At 64.9% G+C, this 17,668-nt stretch carries 15 protein-coding genes; 12 read left to right on the forward strand and 3 right to left on the reverse strand.

The annotated features are described in order from the left end of the window. Positions 1–64 precede the first annotated feature (64 nt). The 9 genes from AB6724_RS02240 to AB6724_RS02280 all read left to right on the forward strand — a co-directional run bounded on the left by AB6724_RS02240 (position 65) and on the right by AB6724_RS02280 (position 11,630). The gene (locus AB6724_RS02240; RefSeq protein ID WP_369336868.1) at positions 65–2,251 is read left to right on the forward strand and encodes a sensor domain-containing diguanylate cyclase; all 2,187 of its coding nucleotides are present in this window, start codon (positions 65–67) and stop codon (positions 2,249–2,251) included. Positions 2,252–2,410: 159 nt separating this feature from the next. Beyond that, on the forward strand, positions 2,411–3,343 hold the full coding sequence (locus tag AB6724_RS02245; protein ID WP_369336869.1) for a LysR family transcriptional regulator: 933 nt from the start codon (positions 2,411–2,413) through the stop codon (positions 3,341–3,343). Positions 3,344–3,419: 76 nt separating this feature from the next. Beyond that, positions 3,420–4,973: an ABC transporter ATP-binding protein gene (locus AB6724_RS02250; RefSeq protein ID WP_369336870.1), complete on the forward strand. Its 1,554-nt coding sequence runs from the start codon at positions 3,420–3,422 to the stop codon at positions 4,971–4,973. Continuing rightward, positions 4,966–6,060, forward strand: coding sequence for an ABC transporter permease (locus tag AB6724_RS02255; RefSeq protein WP_369336871.1), 1,095 nt, complete (start codon positions 4,966–4,968; stop codon positions 6,058–6,060). Before AB6724_RS02250 ends, AB6724_RS02255 begins: the two co-directional genes overlap by 8 nt. A gap of 2 nt (positions 6,061–6,062) precedes the next feature. Beyond that, positions 6,063–6,983, forward strand: a complete 921-nt coding sequence (locus AB6724_RS02260; protein ID WP_369336872.1) for an ABC transporter permease — start codon at positions 6,063–6,065, stop codon at positions 6,981–6,983. Positions 6,984–7,039: 56 nt separating this feature from the next. Next, a complete protein-coding gene (locus AB6724_RS02265; RefSeq protein ID WP_369336873.1) occupies positions 7,040–8,185 on the forward strand; it encodes a BMP family ABC transporter substrate-binding protein in 1,146 nt (381 codons plus the stop codon). 197 nt (positions 8,186–8,382) lie between these two features. Next, positions 8,383–9,540, forward strand: coding sequence for a BMP family ABC transporter substrate-binding protein (locus AB6724_RS02270; RefSeq protein WP_369336874.1), 1,158 nt, complete (start codon positions 8,383–8,385; stop codon positions 9,538–9,540). A gap of 69 nt (positions 9,541–9,609) precedes the next feature. Continuing rightward, complete coding sequence (locus AB6724_RS02275; RefSeq protein ID WP_369336875.1) at positions 9,610–10,584, forward strand: aromatic ring-hydroxylating dioxygenase subunit alpha; 975 nt, start codon at positions 9,610–9,612, stop codon at positions 10,582–10,584. Further along, positions 10,584–11,630: an adenosine deaminase gene (locus AB6724_RS02280; RefSeq protein ID WP_369336876.1), complete on the forward strand. Its 1,047-nt coding sequence runs from the start codon at positions 10,584–10,586 to the stop codon at positions 11,628–11,630. Before AB6724_RS02275 ends, AB6724_RS02280 begins: the two co-directional genes overlap by 1 nt. A 108-nt stretch (positions 11,631–11,738) precedes the next feature. Here the strand turns inward: AB6724_RS02280 and AB6724_RS02285 are convergent, their stop codons facing one another. The 3 genes from AB6724_RS02285 to glaH form a co-directional block, all read right to left on the reverse strand. Beyond that, a complete protein-coding gene (locus AB6724_RS02285) occupies positions 11,739–12,188 on the reverse strand; it encodes an HIT family protein (RefSeq protein ID WP_369336877.1) in 450 nt (149 codons plus the stop codon). 50 nt (positions 12,189–12,238) lie between these two features. Beyond that, positions 12,239–13,477 carry an alpha-hydroxy acid oxidase gene (locus AB6724_RS02290; protein WP_369336878.1) on the reverse strand — a complete coding sequence of 413 codons (1,239 nt, stop codon included), beginning with the start codon at positions 13,475–13,477 and terminating at the stop codon, positions 12,239–12,241. A gap of 100 nt (positions 13,478–13,577) precedes the next feature. Beyond that, positions 13,578–14,498 (reverse strand): glutarate dioxygenase GlaH, encoded by a 921-nt coding sequence (gene glaH / locus AB6724_RS02295; RefSeq protein WP_369336879.1) that lies wholly within the window; start codon positions 14,496–14,498, stop codon positions 13,578–13,580. A gap of 99 nt (positions 14,499–14,597) precedes the next feature. Here glaH and AB6724_RS02300 point away from each other — a divergent pair, with 99 nt between their 5' ends. From AB6724_RS02300 to dcd, 3 genes are all read left to right on the forward strand, one after another. After that, positions 14,598–15,494 carry a LysR family transcriptional regulator gene (locus AB6724_RS02300; protein WP_369336880.1) on the forward strand — a complete coding sequence of 299 codons (897 nt, stop codon included), beginning with the start codon at positions 14,598–14,600 and terminating at the stop codon, positions 15,492–15,494. A 211-nt stretch (positions 15,495–15,705) separates the two neighbouring features. Then, a complete protein-coding gene (gene guaD, locus AB6724_RS02305; RefSeq protein WP_369336881.1) occupies positions 15,706–16,998 on the forward strand; it encodes a guanine deaminase in 1,293 nt (430 codons plus the stop codon). A gap of 63 nt (positions 16,999–17,061) precedes the next feature. After that, positions 17,062–17,628, forward strand: a complete 567-nt coding sequence (dcd, locus tag AB6724_RS02310; protein ID WP_369336882.1) for a dCTP deaminase — start codon at positions 17,062–17,064, stop codon at positions 17,626–17,628. Positions 17,629–17,668: the final 40 nt, after the last annotated feature.

The raw sequence follows: 17,668 nt of genomic DNA on the forward strand, positions 1-17,668 counted from the left end.
CGCCGCCGCGCTCCCGGGGTTCCTCCGATTGGACAATTCGGACGGCTCTCTATACTGAGCGCACATGTCCGATGACGCTTCCTCAATGCCCGCTGAGCCGCCCTGGGTTGTGCCAGAGCGTTCGGAGCTCGGCAACCAAACGCCGCGCGTGCCCTGGCTGAGCCGCGGGCCCGGCCCCATGCTGCGCAGCATGCTGCTGATCGTGACGCTGGCGGTCTTGCTGGTCGGGAGCGGCGTGGCGGCCTGGGTGGGCTATTCCATGCGCAAGGCGGCTGCCGACGGCGCCCTGCCGGCCCAGACCCGGGCCCTGGAATATGTGGCGCGCTCCCTGGCCTTCAGGGTGGAGCAGCAGCAAAAGCCCTTGCCCATCCTGGCTGCCGTGCTTTCCGAGCATATGCATGAGCCCCGCGAAACACTGGAGGCCTTGCTGCTGCAGCCCAGCTCCATGGCCCGTCAGTTCGACCAGCTGCAGCTTGCCGATGGCAAGGGGCAGTTGCTCCTGAGTCTGCAGGAGGGGCAGAGCAGACCTTTGACGCAGCTGGCCGAGCCCGTGCGCGATGCGCTGCGGCGCGGCTTGGTCGAAGGCAAGCCCCTGGTGCAGAGCTCGGTGCGTTCCAGCGATGCCGGGCTGCAGCTGGAATTCCAGAGCGTGGTGCCCATACGCAATGCCCAGGGCAAGCTGCTCGGGGTGCTGGGCGCCAGTCACAGGGCGGCCATGCCGGCCTTGTTGCCGCTGGAGGATGAGCAGGCCGGCGTCGCCGGCGATATGTTTCTTTTCGACAAGGACGCCCGGCTGCTGGCCGAAGGCCATAAGGGGCAGTGGCAGGCTGCAGGCGGCGAGGCTGCGGCTTTTGAGAATCTCGATCCGGCCTGGCTCAGGTCGGCCCAGGCCGGAACGCTCAGCGAGAGGCGCGGCTCCAAGCTCTGGAGCGTCGTGCCCCTGCCCTGGACGCAGTGGGCGCTGCTTCGGGTTTCCGATGTACAGGAGTGGGTGCCCGGCTTTGGCGCACAGCTGATCTGGACGCTGGCCGCCGTGCTGCTGCTGACGGTCGTGGCGCTGGGGATTGTGCTGACCCTGATCGCCCATCCCCTGACCGCGCTGTTTCGCAAGGCCGAGCGTGCGGCCCGGCGCGGCGTGCTCGGCGAAGTGGATGCCAAGGTCTATGGTGCCAACTGGTGGCGGCGCCTGTCGGAACACGACTGGGGCGAGGCCCAGGTCCTGCGCACGGCTTTGCAGGCGCTGGGGCGCAGCCGTGAAGGTCATAGCGAGCAGGAGCGGCAGCTGCAGCTGCAGCTGCAGACCCTGATGGATTACGCGCCCGTGGGCCTGGTGGTCACCCGGGGCCAGCGCGTGCTGAGGGTGGGCATGCAGGCCGCGCGCATGCTCGGCTACCAGCCCCGCGAGATGCAGGACCTGCCCATACGCGCGCTCTGCGCCACCGGGCCGGGCTATGAGGAGCTGGTGGCCAGGGTCAGCCGCGATCTGGATATTTACGGCCAGTTCGATAGCGAGGTGTGCTTTGTGCGCAAGGATGCCAGGCAGGTCTGGGTGCGGATCCACGGCCAGAGCATGCAGCGCATGAGCCGGTCCTGGGGCCTCAGCAGCCAGGAAGGCGACGAGGAGGACTATCTGGTCTGGGAGGTGGAGGATGTCACGACCCAGCGCCTGATGCGCGAGCAGTCGAGCTGGAAGGCCATGCACGACCCGCTCACGCGTCTGCCCAATCGTGCGGCCTTTGCCATGCGTCTCAAGGAATGGCTGCAGGAGTGCGGATCGTCGGCCAATCTGGCGGCCGCGGCGGGCATGGACTCCGAGGACGCCACCGAGGCCCAGCTGAAGACCCATGGCGTGATCCTGTATGTGGATCTGGATCATTTCTCCCAGGTCAACCGCCAGGGCGGGCGCGAGGTGGGGGATGAGGTCCTGGGGCATATCGCGCGCCTGATCGAGTCCTCGCTGCGCCCCCATGGCTGGGTGGCCCGTGTGGGCGGCGACGAGTTCGCGGTGCTCATGCCCGGCGTCAGCCGCGAGCAGGGCATGCGTCATGCGCAGCTGCTGTGCATGGCGATCCAGGACTGGGAAGGCTCTTACCAGGGGCAGCGCTATATGCTGAGCGCCAGCATAGGCATGCTGGTGCTCGATGCCAGCTATCACTCGGTGGCCACGGCCTTCAAGGGCGCTGACATGGCCTGCTATGCGGCCAAGCGCAAGGGGCGCAACCGCGTGGAGGTCATCACGGCCGCGGCCTGAGGCGGCCTCCCGCGCATCGGCAAGCACAGCCTAGTCTTTCTAGGCTAGGGGCAAGTCCTTGGCTGTGCAAAGCCCGGGCTGGGTTACGCTCGCCATCATTTTGTATACAAAATTTCCCCGTGCCGTTGCCGACCATGCGTAGGCCGGCACCCATGGCCTATGCGCGACCAGACCCTGTTCGACAAGATTGACCTGCACCTGATCCGGGTGCTGCACACGGTGCTGACGGAACGCAGCGTCTCCCGCGCCGCGCTGCGCCTGGGCATGCACCAGCCCGCGGTATCGGCGGCACTGCGCCGCCTGCGCGATCTGGCGGGCGATCCGCTGCTGGTGCGTTCGGGCACGCAGATGCAGCCCACCGAGGTGGGGCAGCGCATGATGCAGCCCGCCGCCGACATTTTGCGCGCGGCGGAGGGCCTGTTCAGCGATGCGCGCCAGTTCGATCCGCGCACGGCGACGCGCACCTTCAGCATTGCGGCCAGCGACTACCTCGATCCCCAGTTTCTGCCGCGGCTCATGGTCGCGCTCAAGCAGCAGGCGCCCAACTGCCCCGTCGATGTGCAGGCACTGAGCGCCGAGTCCCACTACGAGGGCCAGTTGGCCGAGGGGGAGGTGGATGTGGTCATAGGCAACTGGCCCCAGCCGCCGCAGGGCTTGCACATGGCCAAGCTGTTCGAGGACGAGGTGGTCTGCCTGGTCAGCCCCAAACATCCGGCCGTGCGCCGCGGCTGGGATGTGGAGCAGTGGCTGGAGGCCGAACATATAGCCCCCACGCCGGCCTACCCGGGGGCCATGGGGGTGATTGACGAGCAACTGGCCGGCATGGGGTTGAGCCGCAAGGTGACGGCGCGCTGCGCGCATTTCAGCCTGATCCCCGACATGGTGGCATCAAGCTTGCTTGTCATGACCTCGGGCCGCTTGTTCTGCGAGAGGTTTTGCGAGCGCCTGCCTTTGACCATCTTGCCCTGTCCTGTGGAATTTCCGCCACTGACCTATTACCAGCTTTGGCACGCCCGTTCGCATGCCGGTGCGGCTACCCGCTGGTTGCGCGATGCTGTACGAAACGTGGCTTTAACGCTTCGAAATCAATAGCTTGTGGCGCAATGCTGTTCAATGCAGAGAGCCTGTTTGAGTCAATTTGTTATTGAAATTGAGAGACAATCCAGCGATGAATCCCCCCCCCACACACTCTCCATCAGCGGATGCGCCTGCGCGTTTGCAGCTGGTGGGTATTACAAAGCGATACCCCGCTGTTGTAGCAAATAATCAGGTATCGTTGGATGTGCGCCCCGGCGAGGTGCATGCCATCCTGGGTGAGAACGGCGCTGGCAAGTCCACGCTGATGAAAATCATCTATGGCGCCGTCAAGCCCGACGAGGGCGCCATGCTGGTCGACGGCAAGCCGGTGCAGATCCGCAACCCGCAGGAAGCGCGCCAGCTCGGCATCGCCATGGTGTTCCAGCATTTCAGCCTGTTCGACACGCTGACCGTGGCCGAAAACGTGTGGCTGGGTCTGGACAAGAGCATTCCGCTGGCCGAGGTGGTCGGGCGCATTGAGGCCACGGCGCGCGACTATGGCCTGGAGGTCGATGCCCACCGCCCGGTGCACACCCTGTCCGTGGGCGAGATGCAGCGCGTGGAAATCATCCGCGCCCTGCTGACCAATCCGCGCGTGCTGATTCTGGACGAGCCCACCTCGGTGCTGACACCCCAGGCCGTCGAGAAGCTTTTCGTGGTGCTGCGCCGGCTGGCGTCCGAAGGCTGCTCCATCCTCTATATCAGCCACAAGCTGCATGAGATCCGCTCGCTGTGCACGGCCTGCACGGTGCTGCGCGGCGGCGTGGTGACGGGCGCATGCAATCCGGCCAACGAAACCAATGCCTCGCTGTCGCGCATGATGATAGGCTCCGAGCCGCCGGAGCTGCAGCACCACCGCGCCCATACCGGCGATACCGTGCTGCGCGTGCAGGGGCTGTCGCTCAAGAGCCAGGACCCGTTTGGCGTGGACCTGCATGACATCGCGCTGCAGCTGCGCGCCGGCGAGGTGCTGGGGATTGCCGGGGTGTCGGGCAATGGCCAGAAGGAGCTGATGTATGCGCTGTCCGGCGAAGACACGCGCGCCGCGCCCGAGATGGTGCAGTTGCTGGGCAAGGGCGTGGGCCGCATGGGCCCGGGTCGCCGCCGCGGCATGGGCCTGCACTTCGTGCCCGAAGAGCGCCTGGGCCGCGGTGCCGTGCCCAGCATGGGCCTGGCACACAATCTGCTGCTGACGCGCAAGGATGCGCTGGGCAAGGGCGGCTGGATCCGCATGGGCCAGCTGCAGGCCCAGGCCAGGAGCATCATCGGCCGCTTCAACGTCAAGGCCGGCGGGCCGCATTCGGCAGCCCAGTCGCTGTCGGGCGGCAATCTGCAGAAATTCATTGTGGGGCGCGAGATCGATGCCAAGCCGCGCCTGCTCATCATCTCCCAGCCCACCTGGGGGGTGGACGTGGGGGCGGCCGCGCAGATACGCGGCGAAATCCTGCAACTGCGGGATGCCGGTTGCGCCGTGCTGGTGCTCAGCGAGGAGTTGGACGAATTGTTTGAAATCTGTGACCGCCTGCATGTGGTGGCCAAGGGGCGGCTGAGCCCGTCGGTGGCGCGTGCCGATGCCACGGTGCAGCAAATCGGTGAATGGATGAGCGGCCTGTGGGCTGCAGCACCGGGAGCTGCCCATGCTTAAGCTGGAACAACGTCCTCAGGCCTCCAGGTTCTGGACCTATGGCTCGCCGGTGCTGGCGCTGCTCATCACCGTGCTGATCGGTGTGGGCCTGTTCGTCCTGCTGGGCAAGGACCCGGTCAAGGGTCTGCAGGCCTTCTTCTGGGAACCCGTGAAGTCCGGCTATGCGCTGGGCGAGCTGGCCGTGAAAGCCACGCCGCTGCTGCTGATCGCGCTGGGCCTGGCCGTGTGCTTCCGCTCCAATGTCTGGAACATCGGTGCCGAAGGCCAGTTCGTGATCGGCGCCGTTGCCGCTGGCGGCATGGCCCTGCTGGCCGACAAGACCACGGGGCCGTGGATCGTGCCCGCGATCCTGGTCGCGGGCATGCTGGGCGGCATGCTCTGGGCGGGCGTCGTGGCCCTGCTGCGCGACCGCTTCAACGCCAACGAAATCCTAGTCAGCCTGATGCTGGTCTATGTGGCCACGCTGGTGCTGGGCTATCTGGTCTATGGTCCCTGGAAGGACCCCATGGGCTACAACTTCCCGCAGACCAAGACCTTCGAGCGCGTTACCCAGATTCCGCGCCTGGTGCAGGGCATGCGCATGAATATCGGCGTGATCATCGCGCTGCTGGGTGCCGGCGTGCTGTGGGCCTTTCTGTTCCGCACCCGTGCTGGCTTTGCGCTGCAGGTCGGCGGCCTGGCACCGGCGGCTGCGCGCTACGCGGGCTTTTCCTCCCGCAAGGCGCTGTGGACCGCGCTGCTGATCTCCGGCGCCACGGCCGGTCTGGCGGGTGCGCTCGAAGTCGCGGGCCCGCTGGGGCAGCTCACTCCCTATGTGCCTGCGGGCTACGGCTTCGCGGCCATCATCGTGGCCTTCGTTGGCCGTTTGCACCCCGTGGGCATGGTTTTCTCGGCGATTCTCATGAGCATGTTCTATATCGGTGGCGAGCTAGCGCAATCGCGCCTGGGCCTGCCCAAGGCGCTGACCGGCGTGTTCCAGGGTCTGCTGCTGTTCACCCTGCTGGCCTGTGACACGCTGGTGGCCTATCGCATCCGCTGGGTCGCGCACAAGGCCGGTATCGCCGGTGCCGCAGTGAAGGGAGCCTGAACATGGAATCCTATGCACTGCTTCTGGGCTCCACGCTCAGCGCCGGCACCGTTCTGGCGCTCGCGGCACTGGGCCTGCTGATCAACGAGAAATCCGGCATCGTCAACCTCGGCGCCGAAGGCATGATGCTGTGTGCGGCGATTGCGGGCTTCGCGACCACGGTGCACACGGGCAGCACCTGGCTGGGCTTTGGCGCGGGCATGCTCGCGGGCGCGCTGCTGGCCGCCATCTTCGGCCTGCTGGTGATCTGGCTCAACACCAACCAGTACGCCACGGGTCTGGCGCTGTCGCTGTTCGGCGCGGGCTTCTCGGCGTTTGTGGGCCTGGGCTATGTGCAGGCCAAGCTGCCCGAGCTGCCCAAGTACGCGATCCCCGGCCTGTCGGAGCTGCCCGTGATCGGCCAGGCGCTGTTCACGCTGCACCCCCTGGTCTATGGCGCCATCGTGCTGGCCGCGCTCATGGTCTGGTTTCTGTACCGCACGCGTGCGGGCCTGGTGCTGCGCGCCGTGGGCGAGTCGCCTTCGTCGGCCCATGCGCTGGGCTATCCCGTGCGCCGCATCCGCCTGCTGGCCGTGATGTTCGGCGGCGCCATGTGCGGCCTGGCCGGGGCTTTCATTTCCGTGGTCTATACGCCGCTGTGGGTGGAGAACATGGTTTCGGGCCGCGGCTGGATCGCGCTGGCGCTGACCACGTTTGCCACCTGGCGTCCGGCCCGCGTGCTGCTGGGCGCCTATCTGTTTGGCGGCGTGACCATGCTGCAGTTCCATCTGCAGGCCACGGGGGTGCAGGTGCCGAGCCAGATGCTTTCCATGCTGCCCTATCTGGCCACCATCGTGGTGCTGGTGCTGATCTCGCGCAACCCCACCTGGATTCGCGTCAACATGCCGGCCTCCCTGGGCAAGCCTTTCTACCCTGGCTCTTGATGCCCGGCTGTGCTGCAATCCGCTCTCTACCAATAATTACTTAAGAGGACATCTCCATGACGACCCTGCGCAAGCGCGCCCTGATCAAGATGATTGGCCTGTCGGCCGTTTCGCTGGCAGCCCTGACGGCCTGCGGCAAGAAGGAAGAGGCGCCCGCGCCCGCCGCCACACCTGCGGCCCAGGCACCGGCTGCCGACAAGCTCAAGATCGGCTTCATGTATGTGAGCCCCATCGGTGATGGCGGCTGGACTTTCCAGCACGAGCTGGCGCGCAAGGCCATTCAGGAAAAGTTCGGCGACAAGATCGAGACCTCCATGGTCGAGAGCGTGCCCGAGTCCGCCGATGCCGAGCGCGTGATGCGCGACATGGCCGGCCAGGGCAACAAGCTGGTGTTCGCCACCAGCTTCGGCTACCAGGACTTTGTGCAAAAGGTCGCGGCCGACCTCAAGGACGTGAAGTTCGAGCACGCCACGGGCTACAAGACGGCCGACAACGTGGCCGTCTACGACACCAAGACCTTTGAAGGCGCGTATCTGGCCGGCATCGTGGCCGGTGCCATGACCAAGACCAAGACCGTGGGTGTGGTGGCTTCCGTGCCCATCCCCGAAGTGGTGCGCAACATCAACAGCTTTGTGCTGGGCGCGCAAAGCATCGATCCTTCGATCAAGGCCAAGGTGGTCTGGGTCAACGAATGGTTCGCGCCTCCCAAGGAGTCCGAAGCCGCGACCAGCCTGATCAACGGCGGCGTGGACGTGATGTACCAGAACACCAACTCGCCCGCCGTGCTCAAGACCGCCGAAGAGCGCGGTGCCCGCGCCTTCGGCAAGGACGGCGACATGAGCGCCTTCGCGCCCAAGGCCCACCTGGGCTCGGCCGTAATCGACTGGACGCCTTACTACACCAAGGTGGTGGACGACACGCTGGCTGGCAAGTGGCAGACCGGCAACTTCTGGTGGGGCGTGAAGGAAGGCGCGATCGACCTCAAGAAGATTGCCGACGACGTGCCCCAGGAAATCAAGGACAAGGTCGAGAAGGCCCGTGCGGGTCTGAAGGACGGATCGTTCGCGGTCTGGACCGGCCCCATCAAGGACAACAGCGGCAAGGAAGTGCTGGAGGCCGGCAAGGTGGCAGACGACGCCTTCCTGCGCGGCATCAACTTCTATGTCAAGGGCATAGAAGGCACGGTGCCCGGTGCCAAATAAGCAAGGCTGAACGCTGCCGCGTTCGCTCAAGGCCCTGCGGGGCCTTTTTGCTGGGCCGGGCCACGGCTGTCGTTTTCTCGATACCCCGCCGCATCTTGGCCCGGTTTATGCATATATTGCACGGAGGCGGGGAGGCATGGCGCCACGCCACAGCTCATTGACCCATTCACATACCTATCTTTCACCAAGGAAAACCGATGACTGATTTGAACAAGCGTTCGCTGATCAAGGTGGCTGCACTGTCGGCTGTAGCCACCGCCGCTCTCGTGGGCTGCGGCAAGAAGGAGGAAGCTCCGGCACCGGCAGCCGCTCCCGCCGCAGCTCCGGCTCCCGCGGCGGCCGAACCGCTGAAGATCGCTTTCGCTTATGTGGGTCCCGTGGGTGATGGCGGCTATTCCTATGCCCATGACCAGGGCCGCAAGGCCCTGGAAAAAGAGCTGGGCGACAAGGTCAAGACCATGTACGTGGAAAGCGTGCCCGAAGGCGCCGATGCCGAGCGCGTGCTGCGCGACATGGCGGCCCAGGGCAACAAGCTGATCTTCGGCACCACCTTCGGCTACATGGACACGATCCAGAAACTGGCCCCCGAGTTCGCCGACGTGAAGTGGGAGCACGCCACGGGCTACAAGACCGCGGCCAATGCCAGCACCTACGACTTCCGCACCTATGAGGGCGCGTACCTGGCCGGCGTCATCGCGGGCGCCATGACCAAGACCAACACCCTGGGCGTGGTGGGCTCGGTGCCCATCCCCGAGGTGCTGCGCAACATCAACAGCTTCACGCTGGGCGCCCAGTCCGTGAACCCCAAGATCAAGACCAAGGTGGTCTGGGTCAACGAGTGGTTTGCTCCGCCCAAGGAAACCGAAGCCGCGACCAGCTTGATCAACGGCGGCGCCGACATCCTGTTCCAGAACACCGACTCCCCCGCCGTGCTCAAGACGGCCGAGGAAAAGGGCAAGCGCGCCTTTGGCTGGGATTCGGACATGACCAGCTACGGCCCCAAGGCCCACCTGGCATCGGCCATCTTCAACCCCTCGGGCTACTACATCCAGACCGCCAAGGCGGTGCTGGACGGCAGCTGGAAGAGCCAGCAGTCCTGGTGGGGCGTGAAGGAGGGGGCGATCGACATCGTGTCCGTGGCTGAAGACGTTCCCGCCGAAGTCAAGGCCAAGCTTGAGGACGTGAAGAAGGGCCTGAAGGACGGTACATTTGCGATCTGGAAGGGGCCCATCGTCGGCCAGGATGGCAAGGAACTGGTCGCCGCCGACAAGGTGGCGGACGACGCTTTCCTCAAGGGCATCAACTTCTACGTCAAGGGCGTGGAAGGCAAGGTTCCCGGCGGCGAGGCCAAGTAATTCGCCTGCCCGGTAGTCGTAGAGAAGCCGCCGCAGGGCGGCTTTTCTTATCCAAGAATGAGTATCCCCATGATCGAGAAAACCCAGTGGCACCCCGTTGCCCAGGCCCATGAAGTGGCCGACAAGCCCGTGTCCGTGCAGCTGCTGGAGCAGGCCCTGGTGCTGTGGCGCGATGCCGATGGCCGGCTCCAGGCCTTCTGGGACCGCTGCCCGCACCGCGGCGCACGTCTGTCCATGGGCCGTGTCGAGAACGGCCATCTGGAATGCCCGTATCACGGCTGGCAGTTCGCCAGCGGCGGCCAGTGCGTGAAGGTGCCGGCACTGCCCGAATTCACGCCGCCGGCCAGGCAGTGCGTGAAGTCCTTCGAGGTGCAGCAAGCCTATGGCCTGGTCTGGGTGCGCCTGGAATCCGGGGACGGCCTGCTGCCCGTGTTTGCGGCCGAGACGGACGCACACCTGCGCAAGGTCAACTGCGGCCCCTATGACGTCGCCGCCAGCGCGCCGCGCATCATCGAGAATTTCCTGGACATGTCCCACTTCGGCTTTGTGCACGAAGGCTGGCTGGGCAGCCGCGATGCCACGGCCATCGCCGCCTACGAGGTCGAAGCCACGGCCAACGGCGTGCTCGCCACGGGCTGCAAGGCCGTCCAGCCCCAGTCCAATCTGCACTCCACCCAGGCCGCAGAGGTCGAGTACACCTATGAGGTGACGGCAGCGTACACGGCGGTGCTCACCAAGATTCCCGAGGAGGGCACGTCCAAGCAGGGCTGGCGCGAGCAGATCGGCCTGTTCATCTGCCCTCTCACGCCCGAGACCAGCCGCGTCTGGTTCCGCCTGGCTGTGGCAGACTTCGAATCCAGTGACGAGCAGTTGCAGAGCTTCCAGCACACGATTTTTGTGCAGGACCAGCCGGTGCTGGAGTCGCAGCTGCCCAAGGCGCTGCCGCTGGACCCGCGTGCCGAAATGCACTCGGCCGCGGACCGCATGTCCTCCGCCTACCGCCGTTTCCTCAAGGCCCAAGGCATCACGTTTGGAGTCTGCTGATGAATACCGTGCCCCGGATCGAAGCTTCGCGCCTGCCGGCGCTGCTGCAAGCCATGCCCAAGGCCGAGCTGCACATGCATATCGAGGGCTCGCTGGAGCCGGAGCTGATTTTTGCGCTGGCCCAGCGCAACGGCGTCCAGCTCGCCTACGACAGCGTGGAGGCGCTGCGCGCGGCCTATGCCTTCACCGACCTGCAGAGCTTTCTGGACATCTATTACGCGGGTGCCAGCGTGCTGCTGCATGAGCAGGATTTCTACGACATGGCGCGCGCCTACCTGGACCGCGCCGTGGCCGACAATGTGGTGCATGCGGAGATCTTCTTCGATCCGCAAACCCATACCGAGCGTGGCGTGGGCATGGAGACCGTGATCAACGGCCTGTACCGTGCCTGCCGCGATGCGCAGATCGAGCAGGGCATCTCGGCCTCGCTGATCCTGAGCTTTCTGCGCCACCTGAGCGAGGAAAGCGCCATGCAGACGCTGGAGGCCGCGCTGCCGCTGCGCGACCGCTTCATCGGCGTGGGGCTGGACAGCAGCGAACTCGGCAATCCGCCCGAGAAGTTCGCGCGCGTGTTTGCGCGCTGCAAGGAACTGGGCCTGCGTCTGGTGGCCCATGCGGGCGAGGAAGGGCCGCCCGCCTATATCTGGGGCGCGCTCGACACTCTGCAGGTGGAACGCATAGACCACGGCGTGCAGTCCGAAAAGGATGAGCGGCTGATGCAGCGCCTGGTGCGCGAGCAGGTGCCGCTGACGGTCTGCCCGCTCTCCAATCTCAAGCTCTGCGTGGTCAAGGATCTGGCCGAGCACAATCTGCCGCGTCTGCTGGCGGCCGGGCTCAAGGTGATGATCAACTCGGACGATCCGGCCTACTTCGGCGGCTATGTGAACGAGAACTACACCCAGCTGTTTGCAGCCACCGGCATGGGCGCGCCAGAGGCCTACCAGCTGGCGCGCAACAGTCTGGAGGCCAGCTTTGCCGACGATGCGCAAAAAGCCGAATGGATTGCCCGCCTGGACCAGAGCTTCGAGCAGTTTGCGCAGTCGTGACCAGTTATTTTGATAGCTGATGGCGCTGGATGGACATGGTTTTCAAGGGTTTTTCCACCAAAAACATGGGGCTGATGGCGCCGCCAGCTATCACTATTGATAGCTGGCTCAGGCCGCGCCCTGCAGCTCGGTGCGTAGGCGTGCTGCCAGTTCCTCGAGCACGGCAAAACCCGGCTCCTGACGCTTCCAGACTATGGACAGGCCATCGCCCACAAAGCGCGGCAGCACATGCAGGTGGAAGTGGAATACCGTCTGCCCCGCGGGCGCGCCATTGGCCTGGAAGATATTGATGCCGTCGGGATCGAAGGCCTTGTTCACGGCCGCGGCCACGCGCTGGGCCGTCTGCATCACGGCGCCGGCTTCCTCGGGCGTGAGTTCCAGCAGATTCACCGCATGGCGCTTGCTGGCCACCAGCACATGGCCTTTGGTCGCCTGGCCTATGTCCATGAAGGCGATGCTCAGCTCGTCCTCATAGATCTTGGCCGAGGGGATCTCCCCTTTGACGAGCTTGCAGAAAATGCACTCGCCAGGGGGCGAGTGGTCTACAAACATGGGCATGACGCTCTCCTTTTTTGGTTCAAGCGTCCTATCTTAGGCCCAGCCGCAAATCAGCGCGGCGTCGAGCGCAGGCAGTCGCGGGTGATCTCGGCCATGGAGTTGGCGCCCAGCATGGCCATATTGCGATCCACCTCGTCGCGCAGCAAGGTAATGGCATGGTCCACGCCCTGCGCACCGCCCACGGCAGCGGCGTACATGAAGGGACGGCCCAGAAACACCATGCGTGCGCCCAGGGCCACGGCCTTGAGCACGTCGCTGCCGCGGCGTATGCCGCTGTCCATCATCACGGCCGTGCGGTGGCCCACGCGGTCCACCACCTGGGGCAGCATCTGCAGCGGCGCGACCACGCCATCGAGCTGGCGGCCGCCATGGTTGGAGACCACGATGCCCTGGGCGCCGATATCGGCGGCCATCGCGGCGTCGTCTTCATTGAGGATGCCCTTGATGATGAGGTTGCCCTGCCAGCGTTGACGAATGCGCTCAATGTGCTTCCAGTTCAGGTGGTCGCGGCCCGTGGTGTCGCGGATGGCGGTGCCCGACAGCAAAGGCGCGCCGCGCGTGGCAAACGAGTTCTCGAAGTGCGGCATGCCGTGGTTGATCAGGGTGCGCAGCATGGTGCCCAGCATCCAGCGCGGGCGGATGATGCCGTCATAGGCCAGGCGCAGCGAGGGGCGCAGCGGCATGGAAAAGCCCGTGCGCACATTGTTTTCGCGGTTGGCCCAGACCGGGATGTCCACGGTGATGACCAGGGTGCCGAAGCCGGCGGCTGCTATGCGCTCGATCAGGCCGTCGATGCGCGTGGTGTCGCCGGGCAGATAGGCCTGGAACCAGGTCGATGGAGCGGCCTTGGCCACTTCTTCCATGGGGATCAGGGAGGTGCCGCTCATGATGGCGGGAATGCGGTTGGCAGCTGCCGTCTGCGCCAGCACCAGATCGCCGCGATAGGCCGAGATGGCGCTGATGCCCACGGGGGCCACGCCGAAGGGCGAGTCCCAGGTCTGGCCGAACAGCTCGACCTTCTGGTTGCGCTGCGACACATCCACCATGACCTTGGAGCTGAAGCCGTATTGCTTGAAGCTGTCACGGTTGGCCTGCAGCGAGACGCAGTCTTCGGCCGCGCCGGAGACATAGCCGTAAAGAGGGCGGGGCAGGTGTTTGCGCGCTGCGGCCTCGAAGTCCTGCAGCGACAAGATGTTCTGCAGATGACGGGGCAGGCCTGCGCGCTGGCCGTAGGCGGCTTGTGCCTTGGGGGCGGAGGCTGGAGCAGAAGGGGCTTGTGACGATGCCATGGTGGAAGCTCCGGGAGCGGGATTCGGGGTCATAACGGGCTACGCCCCCGCACACCTGCGGTGCACGGGGGCGTGACAGACACATTCAAATGTTCAGGTCTTATTGAGCAAATGTGCCACGCTGGCGCATCAGCTCGCGGTGCAGTTGTTCATTGCGCTCGAACGGTGCACGGCCGTGCACGTAGAAGTAGTTGTTCAGCACCACCAGATCGCCGGCGGGCAGGCTGACGGTGCGGGTGCCGGACGAATTTTCCATCGATTCCGATAGGTTCTGCAGATATTCGGCTTCTGCATCGTCGGCCGGTTGCACGAACTGGTCGATGAAGGAGATCGACAGGCCGAATTCGCCGTGGAAGAACACGGGACGCTCGACGCGCTCGCTCACGTTCTTGGAGCCCGGGGCCTTGTAGAGCAGGGGCTTGGCGCCCAGCGGGTCTTGCACAAAGCGGTCCAGCTCGCTCCAGTCGTCGAGGTGCAGAAAGCGCGACTCGCCACCCACGGCGTTCTGCTCGTCGAATTTCATCATCAGCAGCCAGTCGGTGGCCTCGGTCACGAAGGTGCCGTCGGTGTGCATGGTGAACAGGCGATAGGCCTGGCGCAGATAGGAGTCGCTGGAGTCCGTGTGCTTGACCAGAAAGCGCGCGTAGTACTTGTTGGACATGGAGTCATGGTTGGCCGGGCCCAGGATATGGCCGATGGCGGTGCCGAACTTCACGTAGTCGTCGCTGTCCTGGCTCACGCCTTCCAGGCCCAGCACAAAGCCACCATGCCTGCGGTCCTTGATGATGTTCACCAGGGTCTGGCCGAAGTCGGCGCCCAGATGGGCCTTCAGGCGGCGTGCCAGATGAAAGCGCATAAACGGCACGTACTCGAGGTTCTGCACGTCGATATCGCGCACATCGGCCAGGAAGGCGTGCAGTGCATCGGTGCTCAGGCTCAGCTTCAGCAGGCGGGGATGCTCGGGGTGGGCGGCGATCTCGTAGGCGGGCTGTATCAGGTGCTTGGGGGTCGTAGCGTTCATGGCGGGGCTTCAATCAGGAATGGACTGATTTGACGCTTGTTGTTTGATACGATCTACAGGGTTAAATGCATTTTTTGATAAGAATTTCAGATTAAACCCATGCTCAGCTACCGCCAACTCGAGCACTTCGTCACCGTCGCCCAAGAGCTGCATTTCTCTCGCGCCGCCGACAAGCTGGGCGTGGCCCAGTCCGCGGTCAGCGTGCAGGTGCAGCAGCTGGAGCAGCAGCTGGGCGTGCGCCTGCTGCAGCGCAACAAGCGCAAGCCCATCACGCTGACCGATGCGGGCGAGCTGCTTTATGACGAGGCCGTGGCCGTGCTGCGCCATATGGAGCGGGCCCAGCAGATCGGGCAGCTGGCGGCTCAGGGCATGAGCGGCCATGTCAAGCTGGGCTATATCTCCTCGTCCGTGACCTCGGGGGTGCTGGCGCGCATGCTCACGCAGTTCCGCCCCGGCCATGAGCAGGTGCATATGCAGGTGCTGGCCATGGAAACGCCGCGCCAGCTGCAGGCGCTGCAGCAGGGCGAGATCGATGCCGGTCTGCTGCGCCCGCGCCGGCGCTACCCCGAGGGCGTCACCGCGGTCATCGTGCACAGCGAGCCCTTCATGGTGGCGCTGGCCGAGAACCACCCGCTGGCGCGCCATGAATCCATCAGCGTGGCCGATCTGCGCGGCCAGACCTTTATTGCGCCGCAGTTCATCAACGAAAGCGAAGGCTTTGCCGAGGTGCTGACGCGGCTGGCCGAGACGGCCGGTTTTTCGGCACGCGAGGCCTATCGGGTCAACGACTTCGTCACGGCGACCAGCCTGGCCGCCGCGGGCTACGGCATTGTGGTGCTGCCCGAGTCGAACCGCCTGCTCAATCAGCCGGGCGTGGCCTTCAGGCCGCTGCGCGACTTCAAGGAAAACGTGCACATGGCTCTGGCCTACCGCGAGCGCGAGAACTCGCCGGCGGTGCGAGCCTTTCTGGCCGTGGCCAGACGCTGCGTGGATTAGCCGGTGCCACACCGGAATGCTCCTGAAATCGTAGCTTCTGGCGCCTGCCAATTTTCGGATTCATCAAAGAAAACCTATGAAGCCGATGTGCAGTCGGCGCCAGAAGCTCTGTTTTCGATAGCGATTCGGGCCGACGCTTTCATCCAAGCGTATAGGCCCTATAAGCCTGGCCGTGTTCCGCACCAGGTCCGAGGCGCTTAAGCTCTAGTCCATGAAAATCTACCGTAGTGCCCTGCTGCGCTTTGCCGATGACGGCCAAGCCGTGTATGACTCCGATGGCCTGCTGGCCGTGGCTCCCGATGCGCAAGGCCGGCAGCGCGTGGTGGCTGCGGGCAGCTGGCAGTCGCTGGCGCCCCAGTACCTGGACCGCGATGGCGTGGAACGCATCGATCTGCCCGGCCGCCTGCTGGCGCCGGGTTTCGTGGACCTGCACATCCACTATCCGCAGACCGACGTGATAGGCGCTCCCGCGCCCGGCCTGCTGCCCTGGCTGGAGAACTACACCTTCCCGCATGAGTCGCGCTTCTCGGACCGCGCCTACGCGGACGGCGTGGCCGAGTTCTTCATGGATGAGCTGCTGCGCAACGGCGTGACCACGGCTCTGGCCTTTGCCACCTCGCACCCGAGCTCGGTGGATGCCATCATGACGGCCGCGCAAAAGCGCAGCATGCGCATGATCGCCGGCAAGGTGCTGCAGGACCGCAACAGCCCCGACGGCGTGCGCGACGAGACCGAGCAAAGCCTGATCGATACCGAAACCCTGATCCGGCGCTGGCATGGCGTGGACCGCCTGGGCTATGCGATCACGCCGCGCTTTGCGCCGACCAGCACGGATGCGCAGCTGCGCGGCGCCGGCGAACTGGCCGCCAAGTACGGCGATGTCTGGATCCAGTCCCATGTGGCCGAGAACCTGGACGAGATCGCCTGGGTCAAGCAGCTGTTCGCCGAGGCGCGCAGCTATCTGGCCGTCTACGACGACTTCGGCCTGATGCGCGAGCGCGCCGTCTATGCGCACAGCATCTGGCTCGATGAAACCGACCGCCAGCTCATGCACGACACGCGCTCGGCCGCAGCCGTGAGCCCGACCAGCAACCAGTTCCTGGCCAGCGGCTATTTCGACTACCTCAAGGCCGACGCGGCCGGCATGCTCTACGGCCTGGCCAGCGATGTGGGCGGCGGCATGAGCTTCTCGCCGTTCCGCACCATGCAGGCCGCCTATGTGGTGGGCCGCGAAAGCCATTCCAAGCAGGGTCAGAGCCTGTCGCCGCAGAACCTCTGGTGGCAGCACACGGCGGGCGCGGCGCGCGCCCTGGGCCTGGGCGGGACCATCGGCAATCTGCAGCCCGGCTGCGAGGCCGACTTCGTGGTGCTCGATCCCGGCTGCACGCCGCTGCTGGCGCGCAAGACCGGCCAGGCGCGCAATCTGGACGAGTTGCTGTTCGCGATGATCATCCTCGGCGATGACCGCCTGATTGAGCAAACCATTGTTTCTCAAGCAAAATAGGGGTCTTGCGCTGGTTGTATAGCCACTTGGCGCTATGAAAAATCAAGCGATACAGGATTCCCAATGAGCATCAAGAGCGACAAATGGATCCGCCGCATGGCGGAGCAGCACGGCATGATCGAGCCCTTCGAGCCGGGCCAGGTGCGCCAGGCCGACGGCAAGAAGATCATCAGCTACGGCACTTCGAGCTATGGCTACGACATCCGTTGCGCGCGCGAGTTCAAAGTGTTCACCAATATCCACAGCACCGTGGTGGACCCCAAGAATTTCGACGAGAAGAGCTTTGTCGATTTCGAGGGCGACTACTGCATCATCCCGCCCAACAGCTTTGCGCTGGCCCGCACGGTGGAGTACTTCCGCATTCCGCGCGACGTGCTGACCGTGTGCCTGGGCAAGAGCACCTATGCGCGCTGCGGCATCATCGTCAACGTGACGCCGTTCGAGCCCGAATGGGAAGGCTATGTGACGCTGGAGTTCTCCAACACCACGCCGCTGCCCGCCAAGATCTATGCGGGCGAGGGCTGCGCCCAGGTGCTGTTCTTCCAGGGCGACGAGCAGTGCGAGACCAGCTACAAGGACCGCAACGGCAAGTACCAGGGCCAGCATGGCGTGACCCTGCCCAAGACCTGAGCGCCGCGTTTTCCGCACCCAGGCCCGCTGCAGCGGGCCT

Origin of the sequence: Comamonas guangdongensis (assembly GCF_041079535.1) — a bacterium.
In the GTDB taxonomy this organism is placed as follows: Bacteria; Pseudomonadota; Gammaproteobacteria; order Burkholderiales; family Burkholderiaceae_C; genus Comamonas; species Comamonas guangdongensis.

Bases quoted from the DNA above. Each gene is read 5' to 3' on its own strand.
- AB6724_RS02280 (WP_369336876.1), top strand. From the start codon at position 10,584: ATGAATACCGTGCCCCGGATCGAAGCTTCGCGCCTGCCGGCGCTGCTG.
- AB6724_RS02250 (WP_369336870.1), top strand. From the start codon at position 3,420: ATGAATCCCCCCCCCACACACTCTCCATCAGCGGATGCGCCTGCGCGT.
- AB6724_RS02290 (WP_369336878.1), bottom strand. From the start codon at position 13,477: ATGGCATCGTCACAAGCCCCTTCTGCTCCAGCCTCCGCCCCCAAGGCA.
- glaH (WP_369336879.1), bottom strand. From the start codon at position 14,498: ATGAACGCTACGACCCCCAAGCACCTGATACAGCCCGCCTACGAGATC.
- dcd (WP_369336882.1), top strand. From the start codon at position 17,062: ATGAGCATCAAGAGCGACAAATGGATCCGCCGCATGGCGGAGCAGCAC.
- guaD (WP_369336881.1), top strand. From the start codon at position 15,706: ATGAAAATCTACCGTAGTGCCCTGCTGCGCTTTGCCGATGACGGCCAA.
- AB6724_RS02300 (WP_369336880.1), top strand. From the start codon at position 14,598: ATGCTCAGCTACCGCCAACTCGAGCACTTCGTCACCGTCGCCCAAGAG.
- AB6724_RS02255 (WP_369336871.1), top strand. From the start codon at position 4,966: ATGCTTAAGCTGGAACAACGTCCTCAGGCCTCCAGGTTCTGGACCTAT.
- AB6724_RS02275 (WP_369336875.1), top strand. From the start codon at position 9,610: ATGATCGAGAAAACCCAGTGGCACCCCGTTGCCCAGGCCCATGAAGTG.
- AB6724_RS02260 (WP_369336872.1), top strand. From the start codon at position 6,063: ATGGAATCCTATGCACTGCTTCTGGGCTCCACGCTCAGCGCCGGCACC.
- AB6724_RS02265 (WP_369336873.1), top strand. From the start codon at position 7,040: ATGACGACCCTGCGCAAGCGCGCCCTGATCAAGATGATTGGCCTGTCG.
- AB6724_RS02240 (WP_369336868.1), top strand. From the start codon at position 65: ATGTCCGATGACGCTTCCTCAATGCCCGCTGAGCCGCCCTGGGTTGTG.
- AB6724_RS02245 (WP_369336869.1), top strand. From the start codon at position 2,411: ATGCGCGACCAGACCCTGTTCGACAAGATTGACCTGCACCTGATCCGG.
- AB6724_RS02285 (WP_369336877.1), bottom strand. From the start codon at position 12,188: ATGCCCATGTTTGTAGACCACTCGCCCCCTGGCGAGTGCATTTTCTGC.
- AB6724_RS02270 (WP_369336874.1), top strand. From the start codon at position 8,383: ATGACTGATTTGAACAAGCGTTCGCTGATCAAGGTGGCTGCACTGTCG.